Origin of the sequence: Pedobacter frigidisoli (assembly GCF_004331675.1) — a bacterium.
Classification (GTDB): Bacteria; Bacteroidota; Bacteroidia; order Sphingobacteriales; family Sphingobacteriaceae; genus Pedobacter; species Pedobacter frigidisoli.
The window spans coordinates 71,593-89,700 of the sequence record NZ_SJSN01000020.1 but is presented as its reverse complement, the minus strand read 5'-3'; the positions used below and the strand labels follow the sequence as shown (position 1 = coordinate 89,700).

Annotated in this window: 13 protein-coding genes; 7 read left to right on the top strand and 6 right to left on the bottom strand. The window is 36.3% G+C overall.

Going from position 1 to position 18,108, the window contains the following annotated elements; genetic code table 11:
• Positions 1–1,501: 1,501 nt before the first annotated feature.
• Positions 1,502–2,641 (bottom strand): tyrosine-type recombinase/integrase, encoded by a 1,140-nt coding sequence (locus EZ449_RS19990; protein ID WP_131562256.1) that lies wholly within the window; start codon positions 2,639–2,641, stop codon positions 1,502–1,504.
• Between the two features lie 347 nt (positions 2,642–2,988).
• Between EZ449_RS19990 and EZ449_RS19980 the strand changes: the two genes are divergently transcribed.
• From EZ449_RS19980 to EZ449_RS19970, 3 genes are all read left to right on the top strand, one after another.
• Entirely contained in the window at positions 2,989–3,369 is a 381-nt protein-coding gene (locus EZ449_RS19980) for an START-like domain-containing protein (protein WP_131562254.1), read from the top strand.
• 30 nt (positions 3,370–3,399) lie between these two features.
• A complete protein-coding gene (locus EZ449_RS19975) occupies positions 3,400–4,824 on the top strand; it encodes an LptF/LptG family permease (protein ID WP_131562252.1) in 1,425 nt (474 codons plus the stop codon).
• 151 nt (positions 4,825–4,975) lie between these two features.
• A complete protein-coding gene (locus EZ449_RS19970; RefSeq protein ID WP_131562250.1) occupies positions 4,976–6,187 on the top strand; it encodes a bifunctional 3,4-dihydroxy-2-butanone-4-phosphate synthase/GTP cyclohydrolase II in 1,212 nt (403 codons plus the stop codon).
• A 60-nt stretch (positions 6,188–6,247) separates the two neighbouring features.
• Here EZ449_RS19970 and EZ449_RS19965 read toward each other — a convergent pair whose 3' ends face one another.
• Positions 6,248–10,675, bottom strand: coding sequence for a translocation/assembly module TamB domain-containing protein (locus tag EZ449_RS19965; protein ID WP_131562248.1), 4,428 nt, complete (start codon positions 10,673–10,675; stop codon positions 6,248–6,250).
• A gap of 74 nt (positions 10,676–10,749) precedes the next feature.
• Between EZ449_RS19965 and tsaD the strand changes: the two genes are divergently transcribed.
• Together tsaD and EZ449_RS19955 are read left to right on the top strand one after the other, a co-directional pair.
• Positions 10,750–11,751, top strand: a complete 1,002-nt coding sequence (gene tsaD / locus EZ449_RS19960) for a tRNA (adenosine(37)-N6)-threonylcarbamoyltransferase complex transferase subunit TsaD (protein ID WP_131562247.1) — start codon at positions 10,750–10,752, stop codon at positions 11,749–11,751.
• A 130-nt stretch (positions 11,752–11,881) separates the two neighbouring features.
• On the top strand, positions 11,882–12,079 hold the full coding sequence (locus EZ449_RS19955; RefSeq protein ID WP_131562245.1) for a hypothetical protein: 198 nt from the start codon (positions 11,882–11,884) through the stop codon (positions 12,077–12,079).
• A gap of 75 nt (positions 12,080–12,154) precedes the next feature.
• On the opposite strand, the gene recA is transcribed toward EZ449_RS19955, so the two are convergent.
• The 3 genes from recA to EZ449_RS19940 all read right to left on the bottom strand — a co-directional run bounded on the left by recA (position 12,155) and on the right by EZ449_RS19940 (position 15,396).
• Positions 12,155–13,168 carry a recombinase RecA gene (gene recA, locus EZ449_RS19950; RefSeq protein ID WP_131562243.1) on the bottom strand — a complete coding sequence of 338 codons (1,014 nt, stop codon included), beginning with the start codon at positions 13,166–13,168 and terminating at the stop codon, positions 12,155–12,157.
• Between the two features lie 135 nt (positions 13,169–13,303).
• Positions 13,304–13,969 (bottom strand): endonuclease III, encoded by a 666-nt coding sequence (gene nth, locus EZ449_RS19945; RefSeq protein ID WP_131562242.1) that lies wholly within the window; start codon positions 13,967–13,969, stop codon positions 13,304–13,306.
• Between the two features lie 461 nt (positions 13,970–14,430).
• A complete protein-coding gene (locus EZ449_RS19940) occupies positions 14,431–15,396 on the bottom strand; it encodes a helix-turn-helix domain-containing protein (RefSeq protein WP_131562240.1) in 966 nt (321 codons plus the stop codon).
• 184 nt (positions 15,397–15,580) lie between these two features.
• On the opposite strand from EZ449_RS19940, the gene EZ449_RS19935 reads away from it, so the two are divergent.
• Together EZ449_RS19935 and EZ449_RS19930 are read left to right on the top strand one after the other, a co-directional pair.
• A complete protein-coding gene (locus EZ449_RS19935; RefSeq protein WP_131562239.1) occupies positions 15,581–16,174 on the top strand; it encodes a hypothetical protein in 594 nt (197 codons plus the stop codon).
• Position 16,175: 1 nt separating this feature from the next.
• On the top strand, positions 16,176–16,754 hold the full coding sequence (locus tag EZ449_RS19930; protein ID WP_131562237.1) for a hypothetical protein: 579 nt from the start codon (positions 16,176–16,178) through the stop codon (positions 16,752–16,754).
• Here the strand turns inward: EZ449_RS19930 and EZ449_RS19925 are convergent.
• Positions 16,751–17,950: an MFS transporter gene (locus EZ449_RS19925; RefSeq protein ID WP_131562235.1), complete on the bottom strand. Its 1,200-nt coding sequence runs from the start codon at positions 17,948–17,950 to the stop codon at positions 16,751–16,753. The two genes, EZ449_RS19930 and EZ449_RS19925, sit on opposite strands and share 4 nt — an antisense overlap.
• Positions 17,951–18,108 lie beyond the last annotated feature (158 nt).

The following is an 18,108-nucleotide window of genomic DNA, read 5'->3' as shown; positions in this document are numbered from 1 at the left end:
CAAAGGCGTCAAACTCCCCGTCATCCATCTCAAGGTACTTTTTTACCGTTCTGCGGTTACAGTTCAGCGCCTTGCTGATCTTTGAAGCTGAACGTCCGGCAAGGGACATTCGCTTAATTTCATAATACATCATAAATTTGTTCAAGAATGCGTGCATATTCATCAGTTGTCGTAAGCCGATGAAGGTCGTATTAAACGGTGGGGTTTAATTATCCTACCGTTTTTTTTGTGCACTCTTGTTGCCGTTTTTGGTGTATTCTTATTTGCCGATTTCTGTGCAGATTAACTTACTGATTACAGGCACTATAGCCGCTTATTATCATACCTTGAGGAACGACTAATTATAGAGTCTGATAATACATATCAAGTAGGTTCTAAAGCTAAGGGCTATCGACTTAGAGAACAATACAGGGTAGATTTTAAGGTCGAGAAAATTACTAAGGCTACCCTAATTAGGAAGATAGTTAATAATAAAGAAGAGAAAGAAAAACTACGTTTAGAGGCTTGGACAGCACATGTACGGTATGGCTTTGTCTACATTGAGCCTGAAATTTGGATTACAGCTACTTTATTAGCTGCAAAGCTTAATTTACGAAGGAACAAAATGGTAGCAAGTTTGAAAGAGCTTGGTTTCATAGACAATAATTCTTTGATAGATTACCCACAGGATGGATATCTATACTATTATGATAGAATTTTATTACGTTCGGGTATTTCTGCATACACGAGAAAATTAAGTAATAAGCTGATACCAATAATTCAAAGGCTTAAAAACGAATACCCAGATTTATTCGAGGAAAAATCTTAGCTTTTACTATTGATTAATCGAATTATTTCAAATCTGCTGACATATATAGTATTTTTAACATTACCTAAATTATTCTTTATAATTACTGTTAATTGGATAAAAATCTACATGATTCCCTAAAAGAAAGTTAACGTATTACGTTAGCTTAAGGCTTGCCTTTTCAATTCTCAATAATCACTTTAATAAAGCTTTAGTCATTTTTTTAAGAGAACTCAAAGGGTTTGCTTTCCTTTAGGGTATGAGGTGTTGTTTAGTGGCATTTAGACAGCAGTTAAGGTATTAAAATCCTAAGGTTTGAATGCAAGTCAGATTGTAATTTCATAAAAACAGCCTATTATTACAATAGTTATCTAGATATACTGCATAGATTTTAATGTTGGTGTTGCTACATTCGTTTAAAGTATGGCTGTCCATAGGTACACCTAAGGTAGGTGGTGTCGAACTTTTGTTTCCAAAGATTTGTGGGGGTGTTGAAGATATGTTAAATTTCTTTATTTTTTTAGGAGGTTAAAAATTCAAGATTAGAAAAACGGGGTAGGGGGAGTTTAGAAATCAAAAACGGGTGGGGGGTAATGTATGAGGACTCTCATATATGCATATTTTTTTTATTTTTTTTGCAACATAATGGGCTGTTATATACCTATCGACAAATACTTGGAATTTGTTGTATTTGTTGATAGGTGTATAAGGTCACTATTCGTTCATTAATGATAGTTCTGGCACTAAGTCTTTTAAGCTACTATTGCTTGTCTCTCCTAAGCCCCTTAAATAATTCATTGTAACTATCATATTAGAATGCTGTAGAAGTTGTTGAACGATATGTAAATCTTTGGTTTTTCGATATAGCTTTACTACTGCGGTATGTCTGAAAGAATAAAGTGTGTGATTTTTTTGCAAAAGACCAGTGCAAAGCATCTGTTTCTTTGCTCTTGACCATTGGGTTTTGAAATAGTCCTCGTTATAAACTTCCTTTGAGTTTAGGGTAAATATGTTTGCTTCAGGGTCGCTTATAGCAGATGTTTGCTTGCAAAGCTCATTCTTTACGTAATTTGGAATATGTACCCTCCTAATTTTCCCGCTTTTGTTTTCAGCACCCGATAACAGTATTTCACTAAAATCGTTGCTGATATGTTTAAGCTTTAGCTGTCTAATCTCTTGATGAGGTCGTAATAGGCATCCATAAGTCATTAGGCAACAAAGATAAAGGTTATAGTAATTTATTTTAAGAAATTGAAACACATGTGGTAATTGTTCTTCTGAATAGATTTCGTGCAGTTTTGCCTTAATTTTTTGTTTAGAGGTTTTATTGATAGGGTTTTTTGTAATCCAATCTTTTCTTACAAACTCGGAAAAAAATATCGATAGGGAGCGTCTCTTGTTCATATATGTTCTACCTGAAGTCTTAAATTGATTCAAAAACTTTTCAATGATATCTAAAGGTATATCGCTTACTTCTGCATTTAAAAAACATTTAGGTATAAAAGATAAGAACTGTTCGCATACTTTCTTTAAATCTCTCTTGTAGAACTTACTGTAAGGAGAACTCATTTTTTCTTCCAGAATACTTAAAAAGGAGTCTTGCAAGAATCTAGCAGGTTGAACTTCCTCAAGTTTGATGGGTGACCAATCTTTTAAGAGGGCTTTATGATATTCTTGCTGCAACTTAAGTAATAACTTACTTCTTTCTTTCAGTGTCTGGGCATGGTTTGGGAATATAGGCAGGTTAATACTGTTTCCATTATAGAATTTTAGGCGTTTTTTATTATAGTAAAAAAATATGAATGAACGAGATTTGATATCGTTATTTGTTGAGATTTGAGGGGGAGTAAACATAAATTTTTTGTTTATGCTTAAGCTATATGACTATAATGTTTAGGGTTTTTCTTTTCTTTTAGGGAAACACAAATTTCTAAAGATTAACAAGAAAGTCTCATGAGTGTATCAAGATGAGGATTTTAACGGAAAAAGCTTGTTTAAACTATCAAGGGAGACCCCGACCTCAGGGTTATGAATCCTGCGCTCTAACCATCTGAGCTACCCCGCCGGGCGAAAATATTTGCTTATATTATCAAATATTTAAGTGGTTATTTTTTGGAGTTGCAAATATAGAATAAATTACCTTTCTTTAGAAAAATAAATAAAAAAAATAGTCCGGAATATTATTCTGGTAATGAATTAACATGGCAGAAAAGAAAAAATTTACGCTAGAGTACGAGGTTAAATCGTCACCAAGAATACTATATACTTTTATAAGTGAGCCTAATGGCTTATCTCAATGGTTTGCTGATGACGTTAATTTTCGTGATCAGGTTTATACCTTTACTTGGGATGATGAGCAACTAAAAGCCAAGTTAGTCTCTATAAAAGAGAATAAATTAGTGAAGTTTAAATGGTTGGATGATGAGCCTCAATGTTATTTTGAGATGGAAATTGTTCAAGATGAACTTACAAATGATGTTGCGCTTTCCATAACCGATTTTACAACCGACGACCTGCTTGCTGAGAAAAAGTTAATTTGGGACAACCAGATCGATTATCTTATAAGTGTTTTAGGTGCCTAATATTATCTCCGCATTGTTTACCTTTGTAAGGTGAAAAAAATACATCTTCTTCTAATAAAAGCATTCGTAAGGCCATTCATTGCAACATTTTTTGTTGTGATGTTTATCTTATTAATGTTCTTTTTATTTAAGTGGATTGATGATCTGATTGGCAAGGGCTTTGAATGGTACACGATTTTAGAATTGATGTATTATGCTTCGGCAGCAAATGTTTCTATGGCCTTGCCACTTTCTGTGCTCCTTTCTTCCATCATGACCTTTGGCACCCTTGGAGAAAATTACGAACTCGTAGCCATAAAATCTGCTGGTATCTCCTTACAGAAAGCCATGAGGCCACTTTTGATGGTTATCTTGATGCTTACCGTAGCTTCCTTTCTGTTTTCAAATTACATGTTGCCCAAGGCTAACCTTAAATTTGGATCCTTATTATATGATGTCCGCAATAAAAAACTTTCCTTTCTCATCAAACCGGGTGTATTCAACAATGCCATTCCTGGTTACGCCATCCGTGTTGATGCAAAGGATAATGATGGAATGTTACATGGCATCATGATTTACGATCATAAGGATAATAACGGCATTCCAAAGGTAATTTTGGCAAAGGAAGGTAAGATGGAAAAAACCGCTGATGGAAAATTTTTAGTGTTAAAACTTAAGGATGGAGTGCAGTACGAGGAGCAGGCAAAAAGTAGTGGCATGTACAATCCCCGTCAAATTTTCTCCAGACGGAGGTTTAAGGAAACGGCGCCGCAATTCGATATGTCTTCTTTCGATCCTGACAAAACTGACCCAAATGCATTTGGAAATAGCACTCAAATGCTCAACTTAAAAGGTATTGTTAAAAAAAGAGACTCGTTAACCAAACAATTAGATACTTTAAAACGAAATACGATAGCCAGTTTAACCAATAACTTTAAGCAATTTAATGTAGTTAAGGGCTATACAAAGATTAAGGTTGCGCCAAAGGTAATCGATGATGTAATTTTAAAGGATATTCCTAATGGGATGAGAAAGCAATCGCTGGAAAGCGCTACCAATGTTGTTGCCGGGATTATGCAGCATGTCCCAAATTGGGCGCCTCGCCAAACAGATTTAACAGGAGAAATCATTTTTACCACTGTCGAATATCAACGCAAGTTTACGCTTGCTGCTTCTTGTATTCTATTATTTTTTATTGGTGCGCCATTAGGCGCAATTATTAGAAAAGGAGGGATGGGCTTACCTGTAGTTATTGCAATATCTTTCTTCTTAATTTATCACATCATTACAACAGTTGCCGAAAAATCAGCAAGAGAAGGAAATCTAAATCCCGTTTTTGCCATGTGGATCGCGGTAATATTCTTATCACCTTTGGCTGCATTCTTAACCTATAAAGCAACAGTAGATTCGGCCTTGTTTGATGTAAATTATTATAAGCAATTTTTTGTTAAATTGTTTAAAAAGAGAGCGAAATAAACAGCATTTTTTCCTTTACTTCCAAATGATATTTTAATCATTTTATTGCTCAATAAGGTTGTACCTTTGTCTATCCAGCTAAGTTTATTTTTTTTGAACTAGTAAATTAGATTCAAGATATAGCAAAGTTGTTCCATAATGCTTTAATAAAATGCAAACAAAATTAAACACGATAGAAGAGGCCATCGCAGAAATAAAAGCTGGTAAAGTGATTATTGTTGTAGATGATGAAAATAGAGAAAATGAAGGTGATTTCTTAACGGCTGCTGAAAATGCAACGCCAGAAGTAGTCAACTTTATGGCCACCTACGGACGCGGCTTAATCTGTGCGCCATTAACAGAAGAACGCTGTAAAGAATTAAAACTCGATTTAATGGTGGGCAAGAATACGGCTGCCTACGAAACGAACTTCACCGTTTCGGTAGATCTTGTTGGTCATGGTTGTACCACAGGTATATCTGCGAGCGATCGTTCAAAAACAATGTTAGCCCTGGTTAATTCCAAAACCGATGCAGAAGAATTGGGAAGACCAGGACATATTTTTCCATTAATCGCAAAAGATGGTGGTGTAATTCGTCGTGCTGGGCATACCGAGGCTGCAGTTGACTTAGCGAGATTAGCTGGGATGAAGCCTGCTGGTCTTTTAGTGGAGATTTTAAAGGAAGATGGCGAAATGGCCAGACTTCCAGATTTATTTAAAATTGCCGAACAACATCAGCTTAAAATTATTTCTATTGAAGATTTGATCGCTTACAGATTAAACATCGATAGTTTAATTAAACAAGAGGTTACAATAGATCTTCCTACTGCCTGGGGCGATTTTAAAATGACTGCCTACACGCAATTGGATAATAATGCAACCCACTTGGCCATTTCTAAAGGTACTTGGGGAGCGGATGAGCCAATTTTAGCTCGTGTACACAGTTCTTGCGTCACTGGCGATATCTTTGGATCTTGCCGTTGCGATTGTGGTCCACAACTGCATAAGGCTTTAGAGATGATTGAAAAAGAGGGTAAGGGAATTGTTGTTTACATGAACCAAGAGGGTAGAGGTATTGGACTTATCAATAAATTGCGTTCTTATAATTTACAGGATGCTGGTTTTGATACCGTTGAAGCCAATATTAAATTAGGTTTCAAGGGTGATGAACGCGATTATGGCGTTGGTGCACAAATCTTAAGATCAGAAGGCGTTAGAAAAATGCGTTTGATGAGTAACAATCCAACTAAACGTGCCGGCTTAATTGGTTACGGATTGGAAGTGATTGAAAACATTCCCATTGAAATTGCAAGCAATATCCACAACGAACGTTACCTAACAACCAAGAGAGATAAAATGGGTCATTCCATTATGAAAGGTTAGTGTAGTTGGCAGTTTTCAGTTAACAGTTCAAACTGCCAATTGAAAACTGCCAATTGAAAACTATCTCCTCGGATTCCCTTTGCTCTGATTAATAATCGCTTCCTTATTAATTGGCTTGTTGGTTTTAATTGGAGCCTCAGTTTGTTTCCTTTTCAAATTCTTGCGATATGCGCCAGATATCTTTTGAATAAATTCCTTGAAAGTATCAAACTGTTGAGTGTAAACCAATCCAAAAGAAGTAACATTTCTATTCTGATCAATACCCGGATTTGAAAATATACTTTGAACTGTTGGTGGCTTATTGGCAACCTTGGTCATTAAACTACCATCACGTCTGATCAAGAATAAGGCCTCCACCTCTCCACCCACATTGCTCTTAGAAAAATCTAGGGAAAGATCATTTAGGCTATTCCGATCGACTATACCTGCGTTGATAATTAAACGGTCGTTAAATAATTTAAATGATGCATTTGCCTCACTTAATGAGCGAACATTTAAATCGACAAAGTTTAAGTTTAACGAGGATAATACATTATTAAATTGATTAAAAACTAGCTCGGTAGCTGTACTAGTGGCTGTAGACCCAATTTGATTACCAATTGATTGGCCACCATTACCCGGGGCAAAACTTCTTCGAATAATTAAACTAAACGCCTGTAAATTCAAGTTGTTTTGATCGCTGAAATAAGTTTGCAATTGCTCCTTAATTGAGGGTTGCGAAGGGAAGTTAATATCCAGCTTTATCTCTGGTTGAAGTAACAGACCTGTTAGGCCCATCTCCACTTCAGTATCTACCCTTTGATTGGCATTGCTACTGGCATCGCGATTCGCTGCTTTAAATAAATCACCAGTACTCGCCCTTAAGGCATAAATTGCCTTTAAATTAATCTGTGCTGCGGTTGGGTTGCCCGTCCACCTGATTGTTCCACCCTGTCTGATCTCGAATTTTTTATTGATTACCTCTTGTGCGGTAAAATCAAAACTACCTGCTTCGATGATGTAATCTCCAGACATTTCAAAGTCGCCGAGGCTATTGATATTCAAGTTTAGATCTGCATTACCCTTGCCACTCAAATTGCCTAGTGTGGTGTAGATATTTGCTGTTGTATTTGGGTCGATAGTGAGTTTGAATGAAAGTGTTAAGCCATCAAAATTTGTTGGTTTTTTAATTACTTTGCTAGAGTCTCTGCTTATAAAATTAATGAAATCCTTATCCGATACCGTTTCAGAACTATTTAAGGGAAGATTGAAAATTGTGCCTTTGTCCGTTTTTGCCTTAATATCAATCTTCATTTTATTGGTTGGCCCCGTAAACTTAAAAGTTCCCGTTCCGTAAGCTCTACCATAATAAACTGAATTGTCTTTTCCAGTGGTATTTAACGCCATCAGGTTATTCGCGTTCACCATTACATCAAGTGTAGGGTAATTGATATCGTTCAAGTCAACCGTTCCACGAGCAGTAGCCGAGTGTCCCTCAAGATCGCTCAGCTCAAAATCTCCAAGATCGATAACACTGTTATCTACCCTAACCTCATCTGTAATTACATAAGTTGTTTTAAGATAATTAACCATTAATTGGCCTTTATCAAGCGCAAGCGTACCATTTATTTCTGGTTTATCGAGCTTACCTTTTACCGTTAAATCTGCAGAAATATTTCCTTTTAGATTCGATACCAATTGCTTAACAAATGGTTCGAGAATGGTCAACTTACTCTCGTTCATCCTAACCGACAAATCGATTTCCTTTTCCTTAAGATCTAAATTTCCAGTAAGTTTAAAGGTTTCAGTATCATCTGCAATAATGTGGGTATAAACATTTATCCTATTGGTTTCATTGCTATAGGATGAAGTATCGGTTAGCGTTCCGATATAGATGTCATTAAAATTCAGGGAGTCGATTTTTAAGTCGTCGTCAACTCTTGGCCCTTTTAAAATGCCATATAAATTAGTTTTGCCGTTCACGTTTCCGCTTAACCTTACGCCAAATCCTTTTGTAAATGGGTTTAGTGTTTTTAAGCTGAAATCTTTAAATCCAACCTCAATCAAGTCATTTGGATCTTCTGAGATCAATCCATCAATCCTAATTTGCTGTTGCCCATTGGTTAAATCGAAGTTGCTAATTTTTGTTTTTCCGTTGTTCAATACGATGCGTACCTTTTCTTGAATTCGCCATTCCTCACTATTAATCTTCAATATCGATGGAAGAACACTTAATCGAGCTGTAGTGTCTTGGTTTTTTGTAAACTCTACCAATCCATTGAGATCGAGTTGATTGGCTTCATCAGAGTTAGACATCTTTACGTTGAAGGCAAGACTATCATTCCTCAAAATATTGGAAATGTTTACATCCTTGATAAACAGGCTGTCGTTTATTTGAACACGATCTGAGGTTACAATCAGTTGAAGTTGTTCTGGCGTAGTATTCTCATCAAGGATAATGTTGTTAACAACTATTCCATTGTATTTTAAGGTCTTAATAAAGCCATTCAGCGTCGCAGTGTTATTCCTTGAATCAAAATCCCCAATCAAGGTTGCGCCATCATCCAATGTTAATCCTGGAGAAATCAGCTGTGCTAAAGCCTCAAATTTTTTCACCTTTAAATTAAACTGGAAAATTTGATTCTTATACTTTACAATATCAGTTTTTAACGACGGAATATAGGTTTTTGCAATCGCCTTGTAGTAAGAAACGATTGAATTCAAGTCGTATTCCCCCCGAATGCTTGCATCCAAAATATCAGATTTGATATTCAAGTTACGATCTACACCTGTGCCACTTGCTATCAACTGTACAGAATCTACATTGTAAACTCCCTTAGGATTTTGCAGTCGTATTTCCTCAATCAGCAAGTTTCCCTCAATGTTGTTTAGGTTGGTTCCTGAGAAGTTAGTGCTAAACTTGGCATCAACCATTAACGAATCTTTCATCAATTTCAATGCTTTCAGCTTTGCCTTAGAAATGGTTGCGTTAAAATTGAAAACAGGTAATTTTGGATTAAGGTTTACACCCCCATCGAAAGCCAACTTCACGTTTTTATCATTGATGGTGAGTTTACCATCGAAGTATTTTTTATCAAAAGTTCCGTCAATCTTTACATTCCTATACCTATATCCGTTAAAATCGATGTAATCAACATCACCATTTATCTTCTCTGTAAGCTCTTTAAGTTCGGTTCCTCTTCCTTTTACATAGAGAGATGAACTTATTCTTCCCAAACTTTTTTCATCAAGCAGATTGCCAATGTTGAAATCGTAAGTCTTAACATTTCCAGTATAAGATGGCACATCATTCTTATCGATTTTCATGTTCACATCAGAAACAATACGACCCAATTTGGTCTTAAATTCTCCATAGGCTATAAAGTCATTTTGAAAGCCTGTAAAGTTTCCGTTGAAGTTGATGTTGCCAAATTTATTTACGATGCTCGGAATGAGCTTCTTTTTGCTATTGGTAATGCCGCCCAAAACTTCATCAAGATCGGTTTTGTTGGTTCCAGCCATCTCAATGTTAAGATCCATAAAGGTCTCTTTCCATTTAGGTAAGCCCTTTAAAATGAAATCGCCCTTAATATAGGTGGCCTTGCCAGTTTTTAACGATAGCTTTTTAGCACGAAGATTATTCACCAAACCTGTAATCTGACCATCAACATCGATGTCTAATTTCATGGTATTCATTTCGGGCGCAAAAAAAGCTACATCACGAGAACTGAGATGACTTTCCTTAAAAATGGCTTTCATGCGAACATTATCTACATAATGATTGAAATCTCGGTAACTCTTAAATTTCATTTGGTAATAATTCGTCAATCGGCTTTGATTGGTCACCAACAAAAGGTCTTTAAGCTCAATCGCATTGCTGTCTATGGTAGTTTCTGCAGTTAAATTTTTAAGGTAAAAACCACTTTTCTCTTTAAGTGTTAGGTTTTTAATATTGGTTTTAACAAGGTGATTCTTTGTATCAAGTCCCTCAAAAATCCCACTTAATTCTTTAACATCTACATTATCGAAATTTACGCTTTTGCCTTGTGTAGTATCTTTTGCAGCAAAATTGGTGTATCTGAAAGCAAATTTGTTCAGAATTATCCTGCCTACATTAATATCATAAGGTTTGCTTTTAGGTTTCTTTACCTTGGGGTTACCAGAATCAAAATAGTTAATGATGAAATCGAAGTTAGAAGACTTATCTTTGAATTCCTTTAGGAAAAACTGGCCATTGTTAATTTGAACAGTTGTAATGTCGATGATTTTTTTTTCTATCGAAAGTTGATTGATATCCACCAAAAATTGTGGCGTGCTTAATAGGGTATCTTTTTGAAGATCTAAAACAAGTAAATCCTCGAGTACGATAGATTTGAATGGCTTGATGTAAAGACTCTTAATTGAGATCGTTGTTTTAAGCTCTTTTGATAAATAAGCTGCGGCTTTTTGGGCAAAGTAAGTTTGAACAGGCTTAAACTGTAGAGAAAAAACAATAAGCGCCAGCAGCAAAATTATTGATGCAATTACCCAAAGGAGTATTTTAAATAGTTTTTTAATAATTTTGCAGCTTAAAAATAAATAATTTGTCTGTCATACTTGCTATCGAGTCTTCTTGCGATGATACATCAGTCGCTATATGTAACAACGGCAAAATTACGGCCAATGTTATTGCAAACCAAACAATTCATGAAAATTATGGTGGTGTAATCCCTGAATTAGCATCTAGGGTACATCAACAAAATATTGTTCCTACCGTGGAGCAAGCTTTAATGAATGCAAAGGTTACAAAACAGGACATAAGTGCCGTGGCATTTACACAAGGTCCGGGGCTTTTAGGCTCATTGCTTGTGGGTGTTTCTTTTGCAAAATCGTTTGCGCTTGCCTTAAATATACCGTTAATTTCTATCAATCACATGCATGCGCACATCTTAGCGCATTTTATTGATGACCCTAAACCGACATTTCCTTTCCTATGTTTAACGGTTTCTGGTGGTCACACCCAAATCGTTCTAGTTAGGGATTATTTCGATATGGAAATTGTTGGCGAAACTTTGGATGATGCTGCTGGCGAAGCGTTTGATAAGACCGCAAAAATTTTGCAACTCCCGTACCCCGGCGGACCGCTAATTGATAAGCATGCCAAATTAGGAAACCCAAAAGCTTACAAGTTCGCAGAACCACAAATCGCTGATCTTAACTTTAGTTTTAGCGGTTTTAAAACCTCTATCCTTTATTTTATTAGGAAACAGGAAAAAGAGAATGCTAACTTTATTGCCGAAAATTTAGATGATATTTGCGCTTCCGTTCAACATAGCATTGTGCAAATCTTATTAACCAAGCTGAAAAAAGCTGCCAAGCAATACAATATTAAGGAAGTTGCTATAGCTGGAGGTGTTTCTGCAAATTCAGGTTTAAGAGCTGGCTTACAGGAAACTGCTAATGAATTGGGATGGAATGTATTTATTCCGGCTTTTCAGTATTGTACAGATAACGCTGGAATGATTGCGATTGCTGGCTATCAGAAATTTTTGAAAAAGGATTTTGTGGGGCAGGAAGTTTCGCCAATGGCGAGAATGGAATTTTAGAAGATGATTACACAGATTACTTGATTACACAGATTTTCTGTAAATGATGATTAAAGTTTGTTCATTGGGTATTGCAGTTTGATTATTGTTTATTGAGTATTGTGGTTTGTTTATTGAAAATTGATTTTTTATGACTGGAGCATCATTAATATTTTGGATAGTTTGTGCAGTGCCGCTTATTGGCGTATTGTACTATCTCATTAGAAAAGATAAGAATAAATTGAACGGAAGCTGGGGTGTAATTATTTTGGGAGCGTTATTAATCGCGGCCATTTTAGTTATTGTTTATGTTACCAAAGATTTTAATGCGGTATTTAGCCAGGGCTAATGATTAGCAAATAAAACAGAAAAGGTCTAGAAAATATTTTCAAGACCTTTTCTGTTTTACAAAGAATATTGTTATTTATTTTTCTTCCAATTTATCGCCAGTAACCTCGGCTTTAATTTTAAGTTCTAATTCATCGGCCAATTCTGGGTTATCACTTAAAAGTTGTTTAACGGCATCTCTACCTTGTCCTAATTTTGTATCTCCGTAAGAATACCAAGAACCCGCTTTTTTAATAATTCCAAAATCAACACCTAAATCTACAATCTCTCCGTTTTTCGAAATACCTTCACCGAACATCACATCAAATTCTGCAATTCGGAAAGGTGGAGCAACTTTATTTTTTACGATTTTCACCTTAACACGGTTACCAGAAACCTCGTCAGAATCTTTAATCTGAGAAATACGACGGATATCTAAACGAACTGAGGCATAAAATTTTAATGCATTACCACCAGTGGTCGTTTCAGGGTTTCCGAACATTACACCAATTTTATCACGCAACTGGTTAATGAAAATACAGCAACATCCAGTTTTAGAAATGGTACCCGTTAATTTACGTAAAGCCTGACTCATTAAACGAGCGTGTAAGCCCATTTTGCTATCACCCATTTCGCCTTCAATTTCACTTTTAGGAACTAATGCCGCAACAGAGTCAATTACGATAACATCAATTGCGCCAGAGCGAATTAAATTGTCTGCAATTTCTAAAGCCTGCTCACCGTTATCTGGTTGAGAGATTAAAAGATTGTCTGTATCTACACCTAATTTCTTAGCATAAAACTGATCGAAAGCATGCTCGGCATCGATAAAAGCTGCAATGCCCCCTTTTTTCTGCGCTTCGGCAATAATGTGTGTTGCCAAAGTTGTTTTACCTGAAGATTCAGGGCCATAAATTTCGATTACCCTACCTTTAGGAACACCACCAATGCCCAAGGCGATATCCAAACTAATAGAACCTGTAGAAATAAAATCTATTGGTTCAAAAGCGGTATCACCCAGTTTCATTATCGTGCCTTTACCGTAAGACTTTTCTAATTTATCTAGTGTTAATTGTAGGGCTTTTAATTTGTCAGGATTCGCAGTGCTCATTTCTTTTTTCATTTTGATTGCGCAAATATAATTGATTGTCGGCTAATGTACTTGAATGTTTATAAGTAATAATACTAAAATACTTAGCTAAGGTACTTGTTTTTTAACTAATGTCAATAGCAAAATGAAAATAATTTAAGCTTTAAGTTTATCACGTTCATTTTGTGCCGTTAAACGTTCAAAATACCTGCACATATAGGTAATTTCGCATACCTCACATTTTGGATTTCTGGCAACACACACGTAACGTCCGTGAAGAATCAGCCAATGGTGCGCAATATGAATATCTTGCTCAGGCAGGTTTTTAACCAAATCCTTTTCTACAGCCAAAGGCGTTTTGCCATTAGTTAAGCCCAAACGATTTGCCACACGAAATACATGCGTATCGACCGCCATTGCAGGCGCATTGTAAATAACAGAAGCGATTACGTTGGCTGTTTTTCGTCCTACACCAGGCATTTTTTGCAGTTCATCTATGTCCGATGGGACAACATTATTAAATTCATTAACTAAAATATTGGCCATCCCAACCAAATGCTTGGCCTTATTATTCGGGTAACTGATGCTTCTAATGTAATCGAAAACGATATCTGGTGTAACTTCTGCAAGTGCTTTGGCATTAGGGAAACGCTGAAATAAAGCAGGGGTAACCATATTTATCCGTTTATCGGTACATTGTGCTGAAAGGATTACGGCAACCAAAAGTTGGTATGGGTTATTATAATGTAATTCGGTTTCGGCATCTGGCTGCTTCGCCGAAAAATGATCAACAAAAAGTTTATAACGTTCTTTTTTAAGCATGGGCAAATATAGTTAGCAAAAATAAAATGGACCTATTTATATTTTTTGGAAGTTGAAGATGGCGGCTTTGGAAGTAGGAATCTTTTTATTTCCAACGAGATATTTGTAATTAATTAATTTTAGAAAAGCAAGGTTCGGTTCGTTTCGGTTATTTTAGCCCTGCTTTTTGTTACAAGCCCCGAAAAAACCTGTGAAACAAGCAGGCATACAATAAAACAATGAAGAACAATGCTTAAATCGGGGGCTTTTCACTGCAATCAGGTTTATTAAACTCAAAACTGTGCTAAAAACTTCCTAAAAAATAGCGTATCGCATAAAGCGTGGGTATTAAGTTAACGGCACAGACTTTTGTGTATAAACCTGATGGAAGCGTTAGCCCGATCCCGATTTTTTCAATCGGGTGAGTCTATAGTGTACAGCAGGGCGGTAATTTATGGCCTGCAAGAACTTTCATTTCCTAGTTATACCAAATTGTTATTCATTTCCATCAACAACTTATCACATTCTGCAAAGGCGTTGTAAAGAAATTTATTTCGGTGTTTTTCTCCCTGTCCGCTAAATGAAACCGATTTTCCGATCAAACTCTGCATCCATTGTTTGGTTTGTTGGCAGTAAGACTGGTCGTCGGTTTTTAGGTAATTGAAAGTGTTGAATCTATTATAGCAGGACATCGTATCCTTATAATCTACCAGATAAGAAATGCTTCCTAGTACATCACAATTGTACCAATTAAAGGCATGGTTTGGATCGATTGTCTTTTTGCTACTGATGGCATACATATTCATATCGGTTAAGCAATACCGCACCTGCTCGATAATCTGCTCTGCTAATATTTTGGAAATATAGCCCGCTTCGTAGGCATATCTAATCTGTTCGATTGTGCCGTGAACGGTATCTTTAGCCCAAATTTCGGTGCAAGGAATCTCCAGATAGATTTGGTTAAGTTCTTTCGTGATTGAAATTACTTCCTCATCAAATAAGCTCGGATCGAATTTAACTTCCGTATTCATGACACTGTCTGACCAAAAGAAAAGCTTGAAGCAGGTAAGTTCAGGGTATTTGAAAAAATGAAATAGCGGAATGTCATCTGTCGTAATGGTAATATGTTTGCTCTTGCTTTGTTGAATTTGTTTAAGGTTTTTTAAAAGATCCTTTAGGTACAATAGCATGTTCGGAATTTCCTGATCCACACTTAAATAATCGAAAGTTACGGTTGGCAATTGGTCTGGCTTGTACAAAAATGGAATCCCAAAGCTATCAGAGAGTTTAACAATTTGCTGCAAATTTAAAACACTCGTTCCCCTGATTTTTTTATAAGCTTCGTTGGTGCTAATTTCCAATACTTCGGCAATGCTTTGGGCAAGATTTTGGTAATCAGGCAAAGCCGATTTTATGGAATTAAAAAAAATAACTTGTTGATTAATCATAAAGAATATCTTAATAGGGTAAGTTACTCAAAAATATCATCTAATAAAATTTATGAAGCATTAATTTTAAGTGAAAATTAATCTAATAGGTTTAATTGTGTATATACTTAGCTTTAACGATTATGGATCTTTTTCGGTATATCTTAATGGGATAATTCTGTATTTAAATCCTTTCTATTTTTGAATGCACACTAATTCAGGTGTGATCATCATTAGAATTGAAATGAAGAATATAATATTAGTACTTGCACTTGCATCGTCGGTTGGCGTAGCCAATGCTCAGGATAATCCTTATGAATTTTTTAATGCTTTAAGTGGTGGCGCTGAATTTGGTGCTGCTACATTGAAAGAGCCTTTAATATCTGGCTTTATAGCTTATAATAAGCCAAAGTCTTATTTGAAATTAAAATTCTCATCGCTTTCGCAAGATACGTATGAAGTGAATGTAGATGGAGTAGAAACTACGAGGCCTGGATTTTCTGAGGTTGCGCTTGCCATAGGTAAACGTGTTAAGTTTAATGCCAATAATAGACTGGAACTTGGAGCTGGGGTGGCACTTGTTGCTGATTTGAGGAAGTACGACGAATCGAACAGTAATACGCTGAGGGAAAAAATTATCCAAAAAAATGCGGTTGGATTAATTGGTGAAATTAAATACATTTTTCGATTTGTAGATGGAGTAGGGGTTTCACTATCGATAAATGGAAATCTCAATCAACAAAAAAGTTTTGCTGCTGCAGGTTTGGGTTTGGTATTTAGTTCTAGATTAATTCAATAACATGAAAAGCTACCTGTTAACCGCATCATTGGTTTTTATTGGTTATACTACTTTTGCGCAGCAAGATAAACTCCACAAAAATCGGAAAACATATTTTGGAATGGGTTTTAGTTTGGGTAAGGGAAGCATAGACGGAACCTATGGTGATATATTCATTTATGCTGAGCAGAAAAGTTACTATTTGGCACTTAAAACTTCTGCAATTGAAGAGATAAGGCTTTTTGGGAGCCAGCCAGATTTAACGGTATCCGATGTAAGTTTAATTGCGGGTAAAAGAATTAGCTTAAATCAATATCATACATTTCAGTTTGGTTTTGGGATTTCAGTGTTCGGGCAGCAGACAAAAGGAGCGATTCTCCCTAGGGTAGGGAAAGAGTGTCTTTTTTGTTCTTCGGATTATGAAATAATTAAGAAAAGTCAATTTGCAATTCCTGTTGAAATTCGATACCACCTCAACTTAGACCACACGGCATCTTTAAATCTTGGTTTTTCTGCAAGTTTAAATAAGCTTAATAGTTTTTATGCAGTATCGATAGGAACAACTTTGGGGCGGTTGAGAGATAGAATTAAAAAACGTTAATGCATGGCTACATACTTTTCTTTTAATTCCTTATCATCTTCTCCAACTACTTTTGATGGATTTCTTTTGATCAGCCAAAAAGCAAATAACGCACCAATTAGCGCCATAGCAGCACCAACATATGCAGGAGATGTGTAACCAAAACCGTACACCAGTGGAAGTCCGCCGAAGAATGCACCTAATGCATTTCCAATATTAAAGCTTGCCTGACTTGCAGATGCGGCCAGCATTTCTGAGCCTTTAGCGCTTTGGATCATTAACATTTGGATCGGTGCCGCCAGTGCAAAGGAAACCGCTCCTGTAATAAAGGTCATAATCAGAGCTAGGGGCTGACTGAAAGATACAAAGTGAACGATTACAAGTGTTATCACCATTGTGATCAATAGCGCAGCTGAAGCCTTTGCGGGCGAAAATTTATCTGCCAGTATTCCGCCGATATAATTGCCAACCAACATTCCAAAACCCGCCAACATTAAGATATAGGTTACGGCATTTGGTGAAAAGCCAGCGACTTCTGTCATTAATGGAGCGATGTAGCTGTACCAGGTGAACAAACCGCCCGTACCGATAGAGATCATTAAAATAATAATCCAAGCCTCTCGCTTTTTAAAGAAGCTTAATTCTTCTTTCAGGTTTCTATTTTTTGTTGCCTCTAGTGCAGGAAGCCATAGTTTTAAACTTAATAAGGTAACCAATCCAACGAAAACTACTACAGCGAAAGATATTCTCCAAGAGAAATTATGGCCGATGTACGTACCAAGTGGAACGCCTACGATATTGGCAATGGTTAAGCCCATAAACATTAACGATACCGCTTGGGCAGCCTTTCCTTTCTCTGCGATACGACTTGCAACTACCGATCCAACGCCAAAAAAAGCGCCGTGTGGTAATCCAGAAAGTAATCGTGCTAAAAATAAGGTATCGAATGAAGGTGCAAAGGCAGAGAAAGCATTAAAAACGGTAAACATGACCATTAACGCAATAAGAATTTTCTTTGGTGGATATTTTCCAGCAATCATGATTAAAAGTGGAGCACCAATCACTACGCCTAGTGCATAAGCTGAAATTAAATATCCTGCTTGAGGGATGGTTACGTCCAGGTCTTTCGCAATGTCGGGAAGCAAGCCCATCATTACAAATTCCGTGATGCCAATGCCTAAACCACCTAGGGTAAGTGGAAGTAAGTTCTTATTCATAGCGTTACTTAGTGTTAAATTCACACTATGTAAAGGTAAGCCTTTTTTACACAGTAATTGTAAAATTCAAGACATTTTGAAAGATGTAAAATGGTTGATTGTTGATGGATGATGGGGAGATGGAAGAGGAGACCAGCAAACATGGGGCACAAAAAAAG